14 protein-coding genes are annotated in these 13,982 nt (G+C 59.7%); 6 read left to right on the top strand and 8 right to left on the bottom strand.

Annotated elements, in window-relative coordinates:
• Positions 1-543: 543 nt before the first annotated feature.
• On the top strand, positions 544-831 hold the full coding sequence (locus BSU04_RS23520; protein WP_089162830.1) for a DUF4148 domain-containing protein: 288 nt from the start codon (positions 544-546) through the stop codon (positions 829-831).
• Between the two features lie 150 nt (positions 832-981).
• Here the strand turns inward: BSU04_RS23520 and BSU04_RS23525 are convergent, their stop codons facing one another.
• Positions 982-1,938 carry an AEC family transporter gene (locus BSU04_RS23525; protein ID WP_089162831.1) on the bottom strand — a complete coding sequence of 319 codons (957 nt, stop codon included), beginning with the start codon at positions 1,936-1,938 and terminating at the stop codon, positions 982-984.
• 629 nt (positions 1,939-2,567) lie between these two features.
• Here BSU04_RS23525 and BSU04_RS23530 point away from each other — a divergent pair.
• On the top strand, positions 2,568-3,134 hold the full coding sequence (locus tag BSU04_RS23530; protein WP_089162832.1) for a lipocalin family protein: 567 nt from the start codon (positions 2,568-2,570) through the stop codon (positions 3,132-3,134).
• 43 nt (positions 3,135-3,177) lie between these two features.
• On the opposite strand, the gene BSU04_RS23535 is transcribed toward BSU04_RS23530, so the two are convergent.
• From BSU04_RS23535 to BSU04_RS23545, 3 genes are all read right to left on the bottom strand, one after another.
• Entirely contained in the window at positions 3,178-3,471 is a 294-nt protein-coding gene (locus tag BSU04_RS23535; RefSeq protein ID WP_089162833.1) for an H-NS histone family protein, read from the bottom strand.
• Between the two features lie 78 nt (positions 3,472-3,549).
• Positions 3,550-4,773, bottom strand: coding sequence for a serine hydrolase domain-containing protein (locus BSU04_RS23540; RefSeq protein WP_089162834.1), 1,224 nt, complete (start codon positions 4,771-4,773; stop codon positions 3,550-3,552).
• A gap of 139 nt (positions 4,774-4,912) precedes the next feature.
• Entirely contained in the window at positions 4,913-5,131 is a 219-nt protein-coding gene (locus tag BSU04_RS23545) for a hypothetical protein (protein ID WP_089162835.1), read from the bottom strand.
• A gap of 279 nt (positions 5,132-5,410) precedes the next feature.
• On the opposite strand from BSU04_RS23545, the gene BSU04_RS23550 reads away from it, so the two are divergent.
• Positions 5,411-6,526 (top strand): helix-turn-helix transcriptional regulator, encoded by a 1,116-nt coding sequence (locus BSU04_RS23550; protein WP_179258414.1) that lies wholly within the window; start codon positions 5,411-5,413, stop codon positions 6,524-6,526.
• Between the two features lie 37 nt (positions 6,527-6,563).
• Here BSU04_RS23550 and BSU04_RS23555 read toward each other — a convergent pair whose 3' ends face one another.
• The 3 genes from BSU04_RS23555 to BSU04_RS23565 form a co-directional block, all read right to left on the bottom strand.
• On the bottom strand, positions 6,564-6,830 hold the full coding sequence (locus BSU04_RS23555) for a hypothetical protein (RefSeq protein ID WP_256983251.1): 267 nt from the start codon (positions 6,828-6,830) through the stop codon (positions 6,564-6,566).
• 134 nt (positions 6,831-6,964) lie between these two features.
• A complete protein-coding gene (locus BSU04_RS23560) occupies positions 6,965-7,213 on the bottom strand; it encodes a DUF2164 domain-containing protein (RefSeq protein WP_089162837.1) in 249 nt (82 codons plus the stop codon).
• 17 nt (positions 7,214-7,230) lie between these two features.
• Positions 7,231-8,685, bottom strand: coding sequence for a sigma-54 interaction domain-containing protein (locus tag BSU04_RS23565; protein ID WP_089162838.1), 1,455 nt, complete (start codon positions 8,683-8,685; stop codon positions 7,231-7,233).
• A 300-nt stretch (positions 8,686-8,985) separates the two neighbouring features.
• Between BSU04_RS23565 and BSU04_RS23570 the strand changes: the two genes are divergently transcribed.
• The 3 genes from BSU04_RS23570 (at position 8,986) to BSU04_RS23580 (ending at position 11,643) form a co-directional block, all read left to right on the top strand.
• On the top strand, positions 8,986-10,386 hold the full coding sequence (locus BSU04_RS23570) for a GntP family permease (protein ID WP_089162839.1): 1,401 nt from the start codon (positions 8,986-8,988) through the stop codon (positions 10,384-10,386).
• 138 nt (positions 10,387-10,524) lie between these two features.
• Positions 10,525-11,325: a 3-hydroxybutyrate dehydrogenase gene (locus tag BSU04_RS23575; RefSeq protein ID WP_089162840.1), complete on the top strand. Its 801-nt coding sequence runs from the start codon at positions 10,525-10,527 to the stop codon at positions 11,323-11,325.
• Positions 11,326-11,409: 84 nt separating this feature from the next.
• Positions 11,410-11,643, top strand: a complete 234-nt coding sequence (locus BSU04_RS23580; protein ID WP_089162841.1) for a hypothetical protein — start codon at positions 11,410-11,412, stop codon at positions 11,641-11,643.
• An 88-nt stretch (positions 11,644-11,731) separates the two neighbouring features.
• Here BSU04_RS23580 and BSU04_RS23585 read toward each other — a convergent pair whose 3' ends face one another.
• Positions 11,732-13,750 carry an AI-2E family transporter gene (locus tag BSU04_RS23585; RefSeq protein WP_089162842.1) on the bottom strand — a complete coding sequence of 673 codons (2,019 nt, stop codon included), beginning with the start codon at positions 13,748-13,750 and terminating at the stop codon, positions 11,732-11,734.
• Positions 13,751-13,982 lie beyond the last annotated feature (232 nt).

Here is a 13,982-nt window from a genome sequence, read left to right on the forward strand (position 1 = left end):
TTAATAATTCGCACTAAACCGCTCGAAACTTGGCGGAATAAGGCTAGAGGCGTGGCGAAGGCCGGCAGGAGCGCCGTTATCGCCAGCGACGGGCCAAAAGTCATTGACCGAAGAACACATTGCATTGCGACGGCGGACCCTGGCACGTCGATGACTGTGAATTGGCGTTGGCGGCGGCGCTGGCAGCACCTGCCGCAGCGAACAAAGCGACAGCGGCGAAGAGGGAAAGCATGCGTTTCATGAGACACCTCGGGGAGTTGGCTACGATCGAACTCGATCGGCGAATCGAGAATATCGATTAAGCGAACGCGGAAAAATGCCGGTGTAAGGAATTGATCCTTACTGAAAGCGCAATGATTGGAACGCTGCGGGCCAGAATAAGCGAGCGATCATCTTCGCGTGCCGGACAACAAATTTCACATTCATGCGCGACGGACAACAATATGTTTTCTCAATCGACATTGGTCATCGATAGCAATGTGAATAGACTGCTTCACATCGGCGGCGTGAAACGCGCCGTCTCCAAACAGTCGAGGATTCGTCATGCAACGCACGCTTATCGGAAGTTTGTTTGTCGCCGCACTGGTCTCATCGGCACCGGTCTTTGCGCAATCCACCGACACCGTCCAGCAAAACGCGTACGCGCCTAGAACGAGGGCCGAGGTGAAGGCAGAACTTATCGCTGCACAAAAGAGCGGTGAGCTCGACGCGATCCATTCGGAAAGTTATCCCCAGTTGCTGCCCTATCAAACCGCGCGGTTCGAACGCGTCACACCGGGTACGGATACGACGGTGACGCAAGCGAACGGCATGCGCGTGAGCACGCAATAAGCGCAACCGGGAAGTTATCGGCGGGAAGAGAGAGCAACGCGGTGGATTGAATTGCTGAGGTCACGGTGTCTGTCGAATCACGCCATGTCTCGATTGGCAAGCGGTTTAATGTTGAACATGACGCGACCAGAACGGGTCCATCGGGCTCCGCTATGAGGTCAACATGGCCAGACACACCGTGACCGTGATAAGCGAGATAACCGTGGAAAACAGAATGGTGCTGGACGTCACCGCCGCTTCCCGCCGATAAAACTCCGCCAGCATGAACGGCCCCGTCCCCGTGGGCAACGCGCTGAGTATGACAGCCGTCTTCGCCCACAACAGCGGCAATGCGAACACATGAAACGCCAGCCACCACGTCAGCAGCGGTTGCGCAATGAGCTTGGCCAAGACGAGCATGGTGGTGGTTTTCGCCGCGCCGCCTTCTGACTTCTCGCCAAGGAATAGTCCGAGCGCAACAAGTGCGCACGGACTGGCCGCTGCGCCCAGCAACTTCAGAAACGTGTCCGCACCACCCGAGATAGTGAACCCCGCTCCGCTGCATAGCCAGCCCGCGAACGGCGCGAACAATAACGGATTGGTGGCCAGCGACCTGACCACTTTGCCAAGCGTGGCGACAAAGTTCTTCTCCGTCTGCAACCCCAGTTCGATCAACACAATAGCCACGGCGAACAGCACGCATACTGTCATGATCATCGCAATCACCGCGGGCGCGAGGCTCGCGTGACCGAAGGCGAGCAGGCATAACGGCAAGCCGATGAAACCCGCATTCGGATACGCGGCGTTGAGACCGTCGAGGCTGGCATCGGCGAGATCACGCGACTGTTTCAATCGAATCAGCACGGTCAGCAGGAATATCCCGCCCGCCCCCAGGCCGAACGCTGCAATGAACGCAGGCTGATCAAGCGTATGCCATGGCGTGGTCGCCATGATGTCGAAGAGCAGCGCGGGCAACGCCAGATAGACCACGAATCGATTCAGTTCCGACGACGCATTCGGCCCCAGCCGATTGGTCTTGCGGCACGCATAACCGGCGAAGATCAACGCGAACACGGGAAGAATGATTGTTAGAAGCGGTGTGAAAAGCGACGAGACCAGCGACGGCATGAGCAGCGGAGCCAAGTGAACGAGGCCAAGAGCATAGCGGCTGAATCCGCTTGTCGCAGGGAGAACTTTATAAAGGTGAGCGATTTCGGGAGCCGCGCGAGGTGAGTTGCATGACCTGGCAAAAACTCACGCTTGAGGCTATTTGCAAGTATCGCTAACTAGATCGAAGACGTAAGCGAGCCTCAGCAAGTGCTTGAGGTATACCGCTGTGAGCCTTTATCTATAAGGCTTTCACGGTGCACCCATTACATCGCTCAGAGATCTTCATTGCGTGCCGCATGGGTGATACGCGACACAAACTCGACGCTGCGCTCGCGTGAGTCTGAAGTGAGTGACGCTATAGGTGAGGTTATACGGGAGGGTGATCGTGCGATGATGAGAAAGCACATGAAGAGCGTTGAGCAAGTGTTGCGGCGAAACGGATGCGCCACGTTAAAGTGTTCTCTATCAACGAGTTGCGACCTGTTGTTAAAACAGTTGATACGGCTGCAGGTGAGCTTTCAGTGCTTGCTGGCAGTGCTTTCGGATGACTTCATCACGCTATAGGTGAGGCTATGCGGGACCCGAAGCAACGGAATGAAGCTTGCTAATACAGCGACGCGTACCGCTTAAACACAACGAGGACCATTATGAAATTCAAACGATCCGTCACCATCGGCACAACGGCTTTGCTGGTGATTGGCGGACTGGGCCTGATCGCCGCATGCACCATGGCCGGCAGCAACAAGAGCGGCAACGCGCATGTGCCCGAGCCTGCGAAGCCGGTCGATCTCGATCGTTACCTGGGCCAATGGTACGAATTTGCACGTTATGAGAACCGCTTTGAACGCGGCTGCGAAGCCGTCACGGCGAACTATGCAAAACGCGATGACGGGCTGGTCTCCATCATCAATTCATGCCGGGATGGCGGAGTGAATGGCGCGTTCAGGTCGTCCGAAGGGAAGGCGAAGATTGTGCCGGATTCAAACAACACGAAGCTCAAAGTGTCGTTCTTCGGGCCGTTCTACGTAGGCGATTACTGGGTGCTCGATCACGCCGATGACTACACGTGGTCCATCGTCGGCGAACCGAGCGGCAAATATCTGTGGATCCTGACGCGTGAAGCGAAACCCTCTGCTGAGCAACGCACGGCATTGGTCAATCGCGCGCGCACGCTCGGCTACGACGTGACCTTGTTGCGAGAGACGCTGCATTGAACACATCACGCGTGGACCTGTTGAACGCTCACGCGCGAGGTGTTCAAGCACCAATCAGGAAACGTTCCCTGTTACGCCCTGCCAGCCAGCCGGGTGGGCGTCCGCGTCCGCTCCATGTTTCGCCGGTCTTTGGATCGCGATACTTCGGCGGCAGCGGCGCCTTCCTGGCCGGCCGGCCGCGCCTCGCTGAAAAGCCCAGCTCTTCGACGGTCAAGTCGTAGTCGACGATCTTGCGCTTGATGTCCTCGATCACAGCCGCAATTTCCTTCTGCTGTACAATCGCAACTTCCTTGTGCAGTTTTTCGAGTTGTGCGCTCAGTTGCTTGTAGGTGGCCATAAGCTGCTCCTGGATTCGACATGCGCGCAAATTGGACACGGCGCGGTAACGCCGGTCGTCGGTTTTACTCGCTGCCGTTTAGTCGTCGATGGCGTCATACAGATGGCGCTCGAACACGGCTGCCATCGGAAAGGGTTCCACGCTGCGTCGCTGGATCAGCATGATGCCGATCATGTTTTCCACCGGATCGGCGAACCAGTTCGTGCCAAGCGCACCGGGCCAACCGAACGAACCCGCAGAACGATATCCGAGCGTGCGTTGTTGCGCTGGATCGTCAACGATGGCCAAGCCCAATCCAAACCCTTGGCCCCCCCACACGATCTGCCCAAACGCCGGAATCCGGCGCTGATCACGCGACAGGAAATTCGTGCGCATGAGGTCCACCGACCGATGCGACAGCAGACGCGGACCGCACGCGCGTTCATCGGCATCGCCTTGCAAACGGCCGCGGCCGAGCAGCAGGCGGGCGAAACGCAGATAGTCGTCGGCAGTGGAAACAAGACCGCCGCCGCCGTTTTGAAAACGCCGGGGGTTGGCAAAGCGGCTTGATGCCGGATGATCTTCCACCACGCGTAGTCGCGTAACAGGATCAATGGCATAGGCCACCGACAAGCGCCCGAGTTTTTCAGGCGGCACCACGAAGCCAGTGTCTGTCATTGCCAATGGCTCGAAGATGCGCGTACGCAAGAACGCATCAAGCGACAACCCGCTGATGCGCTGGATCAGCGCACCGAGGACATCGGTGGAAATACCGTAGTGCCAGCGCGTGCCGGGCTGGAACATCAGGGGCAACTCGGCCACGCGGTTCAGCCATGCACCTGGATCAACCGATCCATCGACGCCGTTGAAGATGTTGCCGTAGGCGTCGGCTAACGCACCGAACGCAGTGAAGTGATAAGCGAACCCGGCGCGGTGCGTGAGCAGATCGAGCAACGTGATGGGGACACGGGCGGGTTCTGTGCGCTCGAGCGGCCCAGCGGGGTCTTTGAGCACCTTGGGGTTAGCCAGTTCGGGCAACCAGCGCGACACCGGGTCGTCGAGCGCGATGCGGCCTTCTTCCACCAGCATCAAGGCAGCGACGCTCGTTACGGGTTTCGTCATGGAAGCAATGCGAAACAGCGTGTCGCGCGTCATGGGCGTGAGGGTTTCGCTGTCGCTGCTACCGAGCGTGTCGACCCGGGCTATTTTGCCGTGCCGCCAGACCAGGGTGACGCAGCCGGCAACGTCGCCGGTCTCGACAAACTGCTGCATCGCGGTACGAGTGCGCTCAAGGCGCGTGGCGCTGAATCCCGCGTCGGACATTCAATAAACCTCTTGGTACGCATTTTCTCAGCACGTCATTTAATCACGCCGGAAATGGGACTCCAAGGGAAGATGTACCTCCGGTTGTAACTCCGTGACACAAAGCGGGAAAACAGACTATCGAAAACTTGTTTAAGGTTCAAATGAGAGAGCAGTTCAATCCGATGCTGGCTTCAAGCTGTTCGAGCCGGACGTTGATGCGCTGCATGCGCGATTGCTGCGCGGGCACAAGCGCGCTGGATGCGACCAGATCAACCCGATTACGCCAGTAAGACAAAGGGATGCGGTCATCAGCGGAAATTCTTCCGATTACCTGCTCCAGATGGAGAATATCTGTTTCGATTTGCCGATGATTCATTCACTACTCCAAGGTAGATGTTGTTTTTACTTTTTATGAAACGAGTTCAAGGCAACACACGGAACAGATAACCGTTTCCGGTGTCATAAACAGGATGCTCTGAGTTTGCACAATGCGCAGCACGTGCCGCCGGAAAAGAGGCAGCACAGGCTTCGGGAGCGCTTCCTGCAGAGTATCGAAACATGCGGGGTGATGTATATTCCGCAAATGCGGAACAGTAAAAATGCAATAAGCCGGCGTTTCGGATCGGCAAATTATCCGCATGACAGGAGAAAATGGATGCTTTTTGAAAGCGACCAATACGATCAGGCCGTCAATGCTATATATGAAACGCTTACGCGCCCTCGCACGTGGCATGCCGTATGTGCTGCAATCGCCGCCTTGATTGGCGCACGTGCAGTCTGGATAACCGTCGGCGATGAGAACCCGGCTAATGTGCATTTCGAGAACTCTCGATATCCAGATAATACGGATCATTACAACTCCTTAGGAATCAGGCCGGCGCAAACGGCGGAAAATTCAATTGAATCGTTTGCGCGCTTCGAATTGGATCGGAAAGGGGTTGAATCAGGGAACATAAGCGCGTCGGGACGTGTTTCAAGCCGGCCTATTCTCAAAACTGGCGAATTGCTGATCACGCTGCTTTGTGAGTTTGTATCGGAGGGGGAGGCTTTTATCCAGTTGGAGCGGCGCTGGCTGGATCGCCTGATGCCGCATCTTTCGCGCGCTGCACAACTTCAGGACCCACGTCATTTCGCAACGCCCGAGCTTTTCGCCCGCGTTCCCCGCGTTCCCCGCGTTCCCCGCGTTCCCTTTCTCGACGAATGGCGTCAACCGGCCCTGCTCGTCGCACTAACCGGGAAGGTGCTCCGCTTTAACGACGTAACCACGCAGTTGCTGGGGCGAACCAGGTTGGTTCAGGTCATCGACGGCAAGCTTGAACTGCAAGGCGCGGCGCAACGCCGGATCCTGGACGAATGTCGTGCGGCGGCAGACGTGACGCCGGCGTATAGGATGCTTCGGCTGACAGAAGAGCGCCACGGGGAGCCTGCGGGTCAAGACGCCCTATACGTGTTTTATCGCCCGGTCGCAGTGAACCGCGAGCACGCCGCGCTGCTCACGTTCTATCACCCGGATTCACCGCCTATTGTCGATCCCGATCTGCTCGCGAGCGCGTTCGACCTGACGCCGGCGGAGTGCCGCGTGGCTTGTCATATGGCGGAAGGGCGCACGCCCAAGGAGATAGCCGGGAGGATCGGCGTGCAGCACGACACCGTGCGCAAGCAGTTGCAGGCGATCTATCAGAAGACGGCAACGAATCGTCAAGTCGATCTGATTCGGCTGCTGCTCAACCTGCCCGCGCACCCGGCGCCGGTTTGTCCGCCGCCGGTTTAGAGGCTTGGAGTCTTGGCTTTTGAAACAAGGCCAGCCGTTACTTCGCCCTGCACGCGATCAACAGGCTGTTCTGGCCGTTGTCGCTGCTTTGATCAAGGACGTCGTAACTGCCTGCACACAATGCGCGGGCATTTTCCTGGCAATTGCTCCAGCCGCCGTTAGCCGGGCACTGGATCATGCTGGTCGGGCGGCCATCGGATGAAAAGAGCGGCGGCGCGCTGCTACACGCAGACAACACCGACACCGCAGCCGCAAGCGGCAACAGCGCCAGGAAACGCGATGCTCGTACGCTGGAAATCTTCATCCGGAACCCCTTTTTAACGCTGTTTTTATTGATTCCGCGAGTATGCCACGGGGAGCTTTCGGCTTGCCTCCTTGGCTGTGCGGGTCGTGCGCTGGAGCGAAACCGACACGGACATATCCGCAGCCACGTTCGCGCTACTTTTGAAGCCCCCAGATGTCGCTGTCGATCATCTCGACGCGGGCGTCGATCTTCGCTTTCGCATCGGCGAGTGCCTGATTGTAGAAATGCGCGCCAATGATCTTCGATAACTCATCCAGCCATTCCTTCGCCTCGAACTGCCCAAGCCGGGCATCGAAGCGTTCTTGCGCCAGGCGCTGCAACTGGTCGATCGCAAGGGCTTCGTACTCGCGGGATAACACCGTCTTGTTAGTCTCTTTGCTCATGTCTTTTGGCTCCCGGTTCAAACTTCTATGCCTAATGCGACGATCTTCTTGTACATCGTCGCCCGGCCAATGCCAATGCGCTGCGCCGCCTCCGCCACGCGGCCGCCGCTTGCACGCAGGGCTTCCGCCAGGAACCGCTTTTCGAAGCCTCCCATGGCCTCGGCGTAGGACATTATGTGGGATTCGCCGGTTTCCTCCGCCACGCCCGCGGGTTCCCGCGATGCCACCGCACTCGCTGTACCCATGAAGGCGCCGAGCGCGCGCGCATCGATATGCTCACTGTCCGACAACATCACCGCACGCTCCAGCACGTTGCGCAACTCGCGCACGTTGCCGGGCCACGAATACGCGGCGAGCAGACGTAGCGCGTCGTCGTGAAGCACGAACTGACCGGCGTGCCGAGGGCGGGCATCGGCGGAAAGCTCCTCGAGCATGGCGTACACCAGCGCCTCGATATCCCCCGCCCGCTCCCGCAACGGCGGCGCGTGAATGGACAACACGTTCAGCCGATAAAACAAGTCCGCCCGAAACCGGCCGCTGGCCACCAGCGCCGGCAAATCCGCCGACGTCGCAGCAATGATCCGCACATCCGTGCGCACGATCCGGTTCGACCCCAGCGGTTCGAACTCCTTCTCTTGCAGCACGCGCAGCAACTTGCCCTGCAACACGAGCGGCATGTCGCCAATTTCGTCGAGGAAAAGCGTGCCGCCATCGGCCAGTTCGAACTTGCCCACACGGCCTTTGCGATCCGCGCCCGTGTAGGCGCCCGCCGCCGCGCCGAAAAACTCCACTTCCAGCAGCGTGTCCGGAATCGCCGCGACATTCACGCTCACGAGCGGCCGCGCCGCGCGCGTGGATGCGCCGTGAATCGCATGCGCCAGCAGCTCCTTGCCGGTGCCCGTTTCGCCGGACAGCAGCACGGGCGAATCGACTTGCGCCGCGCGTCGCGCCTGACGTTTGACATCGAGGCTCGCAGCGCTCGTCCCCACGAAACTCGCGAACGTGTATTTCGCACGCCGCGCCTGCGCGAGCGATTGCCGCGTCGCGATCAGTTCCTGCTGCACGCGCGAGTAGTGCGAAAAAAGCGGCGTGAGCGCCTTCATTTCGTCGAAGAGCGCGAAACCAATTGCGCCGACCGTCTGGCCGAAATCGTCCTTCAGCGGCAGGCGCGTGACGACCAGCGGCTCGCGATCCGTTTCCAGCAGATCGAGCAGGATCGGCTTGCCCGTTGTCACGACCTCGCGCATCAGGCTGTTCGGAATCACCGCTTCGCAATCGCGCCCGATCGCTTCTTGCGGGTCCGAAAACCCGAAGCGTGCCGCGTAGCGTTTGTTGATCCAGACGACCCGCGCTTCTTTGTCGACGATAAACGTGCCTTCGCTAAAATTCTCGAAGGTCTTGAAAAGCGAATCCATCGCGCGACGCAAAACGTCGCTGTAATCGACGGGGACATGCGTCCAATCGTTGTGCATCCGTGTCTCGTGAGGTTTTCTCTATATAGAGACAGAGTATCTCGAAACGTGGAAATACGGCAAGATTACCGTCATGCATTGTGTGACCGGCCGTTCGGGCGAATTTTACGTCATCGCGTTGTCTCGATTGGTAGACATCATCCAAGGCGCATGGGGCACACCGGAACCGCGGACCCTTGCTGGGCAATGCTTCCTGGTCTTTGGCATGAATGCTGCATAGAGGGCGCATCCTTTCCGGACGGCTATAGCTTTTGCTATTGCTGTTGCTTGCCGGGACACACAACAACTAACGGAGACTCAATGTCGTTCATCATCGTCCTCGCCGCCCTGGCGTTTCTCATGCTGGCCGCGTATCGCGGATACAGCGTGATCCTGGTGGCGCCGCTCGCCGCGCTCGCCGCAGTTCTTCTGACGGAGCCCGCCGCCGTCGCGCCGGTGTTCTCCGGCATCTTCATGGAGAAAATGGTCGGCTTCGTGAAGTTGTATTTCCCCGTGTTCCTGCTCGGCGCCGTATTCGGCAAAGTGGTGGAATTGTCGGGATTCTCCGAATCCATCGTGGCCGCCGCCATTCGATACATCGGCAAGACGCGCGTCAATGCGGTGATTGTCGCGGTGTGCGCGTTGCTCACCTATGGCGGCGTGTCGCTGTTCGTGGTCGTGTTCGCGGTCTATCCGTTCGCGGCCGAAATGTACCGGCAGAGCAATATTCCGAAGCGGCTGATGCCCGGCGCCATCGCGCTCGGTGCGTTCTCGTTCACCATGGATTCGCTGCCGGGCACGCCGCAGATCCAAAACATCATTCCCACGACCTTCTTCAAGACCACCGGTTGGGCCGCGCCGTGGCTCGGCACCATTGGCTCGCTGTTTATCGTCGTGGTCGGGCTGACGTTCCTGGAGTGGCGCCGCCGTTCAGTCATGGCAACGGGTGAGGGTTACGGCACATCGCTCGTGAACGAGCCGGAACGCGTGGAAAGCACGCATTTGCCGAATCCGCTGCTCGCGGTTGCACCCCTTGTGCTGGTTGGCGTCGCGAACTTCGTGCTGACCAAGATGATCCCGGTCTGGTACGGCGAAAGTTATTCGGTGGCCGCCAACGTACTGCCGGGCATTCACACGCCGGTTGTCACGCCGATCAAGGCGGTTGTCGCGATCTGGGCCGTGGAAGGCGCGTTGCTGCTAGGCATCCTGCTGGTTGTCTTGACGGCGTTCGCACGCGTGCGCGAACGCTTTGCCGTAGGAACGAAAGCGGCAGTCGGCGGTGCGTTGCTCGCCTCATTGAACACCGCGTCCGAGTACGGTTTCGGGGGCGTGATTGCAGCGTTGCCGGGGTTTATCGTGGTCAGCGATGCGCTCAAGAGCATCCCGAATCCGCTCGTGAATGCGGCAGTGTCCGTGAGCTCGCTGGCAGGCATCACGGGCTCGGCGTCGGGCGGCATGAGCATCGCGCTGGCCGCCATGTCGGACACGTTCATCAAAGGCGCGCAAGCGGCACATATTCCGCTGGAGGTGCTGCATCGCGTGGTCGCCATGGCGAGCGGCGGCATGGACACGCTGCCGCATAACGGCGCGGTGATCACGTTGCTCGCCGTGACCGGGTTGACCCACCGCGAGTCGTATCGCGATATCTTCGCCGTGACGATCATCAAGACGCTGGCCGTGTTTTTCGTGATCGCGGTGTACTACACAACCGGGCTGGTTTAAGGCTTTCTGCTTTTGGTTTCTGCCCTTTGCATCGGCGGCGTTCGTTGAAGGCCGCCGATGCATGCCTCCCTCCGTGATCCGCATCTGGCAAACTTTGCGGCAGCCCCTTCCCTATTCCTCTCCCACAGGACTTCCCCCATGACCTCATCCGCAGCAGCACCGCTCGCCGGCAAAACCGCGCTCGTCACCGGATCGACGAGCGGCATCGGCCTTGGAATCGCTACCGCGCTGGCGCAAGCCGGCGCGAATCTCGTGTTGAACGGCTTCGGTGACGCCACTGTCATCCAGGGCGCCATCGCACAAATCGAACAGCACGGCGTGAAGGCGGTGCATCACGGCGCGGACATGTCGAAGTCCGCTGAGATCGAAGCAATGATCGCCTTCGCCATCGAGCAATTCGGCGCCGTCGATGTGCTCGTGAACAACGCGGGCATTCAGCACGTGGCGACGATTGATACCTTCCCCGTCGACAAGTGGGACGCGATCATCGCGATCAACCTGAGCTCGGCCTTTCATACCATGCGTGTGGCATTGCCGAAGATGCGCGACAGCGGCTGGGGTCGCGTGATCAATATTGCGTCGGCACATGGGCTGGTCGGGTCGGTGGGAAAATCGGCTTACGTGGCGGCGAAGCACGGCATTGTCGGCCTGACGAAAGTGGCCGCGCTCGAAAACGCGCGCACGGGCGTGACGGTGAATGCGATCTGCCCGGGATTCGTGCTGACGCCGCTGGTGCAGAAGCAGATCGACGATATCGCGACGCGCGACAACATTTCGCCAGATGCGGCTCGCTCGAAGTTGCTGGGAGAGAAACAGCCGTCGGAGCAGTTTGTTACGCCGCAACAGATCGGCAAACTGGCCGTGTTCCTGTGCTCGGAAGGCGCCGATGAAATGCGCGGTGCAGCGCTGCAGATCGATGGCGGCTGGACGTCGCAGTAACGTCTGCGTGTGAGTCGAAAAGCGGAGCGCGTGCCTGAGGTGGCAACCGTTGGTACTATCGGGGTTGTTAGAACGGAGACTCCGATGACGGCTGAACACAATCGAACAGAAGAAGCGCGGGCGATGGAGCGTATCGTCAATGCCACGCGGCAGGTGCAGACCGCGTTTACGGCGTTGCAGGGACACTTTCCGCCCGATGGTGACGGCCGGCCGTCGCAGATGGCATTGCAGACCTTCGATGCCGCGCTCCAGGAGCTGGAGGAAGCGCAAGCCGCGTTCGACACCATGTTGAACGACCTGTTCGACGGAAACCGCTAGAAGGGTTAGGTCTAGGTTTGATTCGTTCGCGACCGCATGACAGGCCGGCAACCGCCAGCCACGGCGCGAACGGATCCGCAAAAAACCCTCAAGCCCCCCGCAGCACCGGAACCACGGGCGCCTTCCCCTTGGCGCTCTCAACCTCTCCTGACACAACCGCGTCGGGTGGATTCAGCCCCTCCCACGAAATGCCGTCGGTGGACTGCCGCCGAGCCGCCGCCACACACGCCTCGACCAATTCCTTGAACGACGTAGCTGCCGAGGTCTTGCGAATCACGGCTTCGCCTTCCAGCGCACTGTTCGGCAGCACCAAACCCACAATCAGATCAGCCGTGGCCGCCCGCTGGTGCAGACGCCGCAGCAGATTACGCAAATACGGCGGCGACTCGGCGGCATCGAACGAAATCACGCAAATCAGCGATACGCCCGTCAAATCGATCTCGTCAAAGCGCGTGCGCGAAAACCGATCATAGGGCGCCATATCCGCGCCCAGGCCATGCTTGCGAAACAGTTGCACCGCGATAGTCGCCGCCAGATCGTCAAGCACCCCGCGCCCGGCAATGCACAGCACCGACGCTGTATGGCCTTCGCGGGCGGCATCGAAGTGAGACGGCGGCGTTTCATGCACAATGCCGGCTTCGCGATCGGACATCTCTAGACTGGCCGGCGGTTCCTCTTCTTGCCTGACCGCCATCACCACGTCCTCCACCTCCTCGAGCCCTTCGACAATATCCATCGCCGATTCGTTGATGCGCCTCAACTGGTCCGTGGTCACGACCCCGCGCAACACGTCGTTGTGCGCAATCCGCAAACCCTCCAGCGCCACTTCGTCGTAATACGCGCTGAGCGAACGCTCCTTGAGCAGCGACTCGGCTTGTACAAGCGCTTCATCAGGATCGTTGGCCAGTAGCCGCTGATAAAAATTCTCCGCTGGTGTCAGTGCTGGACGGTCGCCGAACAGCACGTCGAGGAATTCCAGGCGGTCCACATGCCGCCCCAGAATCACCAGGCACAAGGTCAGCGGCGTCGATAAAACCAGTCCGATCGGTCCCCAGATCCAGCTCCAGAAAATCGCCGCAACAATCACCGCAAAAGGCGAAAGGCCCGTGCTGTGCCCATACAGCAGCGGTTCGACCACCTGCCCCGCGACTACGTCGGTCACGCCGAACAGGACGATGGTCCAGATCATCATCGACCAGCCGGGTCCGACGGCGGCCGCGAACAACACAGCCAGCAACGCCGCGATCCAGGTACCCACGTACGGCACGAAACGCAGCAAGCCGGTGAGCACACCGAACAGCAACGCGCCGGGTACGCCGATGATCGCCAGCCCGATCGAGATGACAATGCCCACGCCCATGTTGATGCCAAGCTGCGCGAGAAAATAGCGGGACAGCCGGCGCGCGGCTTCGTCCATGGCGGTGGTCGCGCGATGCAGGTCACGTGAGCCGAACAGCCGGATCAGCCGGTCGCGCAGGTCCTCTCGCTGCAACAAGATGAAGATGGCGACCACAAGCACGATGCCGGTGGTTTCCAGCGGGCTGATCACCGGCGATAAAAATCGCTGCGCCAGCTCCACGGGCGAAGGCGCCGGTTCGTGCACTTCGACCGGCATCGGGGAGTCGATGGGAGACGCGGCGGGATTCTCTTCGTTCTTGCGAATCTCATCCTGGCGATTCGGAGAAAGGCGCTTGAGCGCCGTCGCCGCTTTACCTAGAAACGCGTCGGCCCGGCCGATGGTCTTCTGCTGCACGGCGTCGATCTTGCGCTCCACCGCGACCTGATACTGCGGCAGATCGCCGGCCAGTTGCGCGACTTGGGCGCCTATCAGCGCGCCAACAGCGGTCAGCACCGACAACGCCACCAGCACCGCCACGATCACCGACGGCACCTGTCCGAACTTCAGCCGCCGCAACAAGTCCACAAACGGGGCGACGAGGAAGCTCAACAAAACAGCGAGGATGATCGGAATCAGCACCGCGCGGCCGAAATACAACACGCAAATCACCACCACACTGGTAATTAACGATGTCAGCGCCCGCAAACCCGGTCCTTCGGGCGGCAAGACCGTGGTCGACGGCCGACGGGGCACGGGATCTGGATTCATGACATCGTTCTCATTAATGACGGCGTAAGGACGTAAGGGCGTAAGGACGTAATGGACAGCGGGGATCAAAGGCAGCAACGCACCCCGCCCATCCCGGCAGGATCGCGGTGCGGGCGCACGTTTTCCGAGTCTAAAGTGCCACGAGCCGGTGTCCGGCAGCTCGGGTGTCGAAGGAACGTCGACATGCATGAGCAAAGGGCATGCCATTTACGCCCAAAGGTGAGCCTTTACG

It is taken from the genome of Caballeronia sordidicola (genome assembly GCF_002220365.1).
Classification (GTDB): domain Bacteria; phylum Pseudomonadota; class Gammaproteobacteria; order Burkholderiales; family Burkholderiaceae; genus Caballeronia; species Caballeronia sordidicola_C.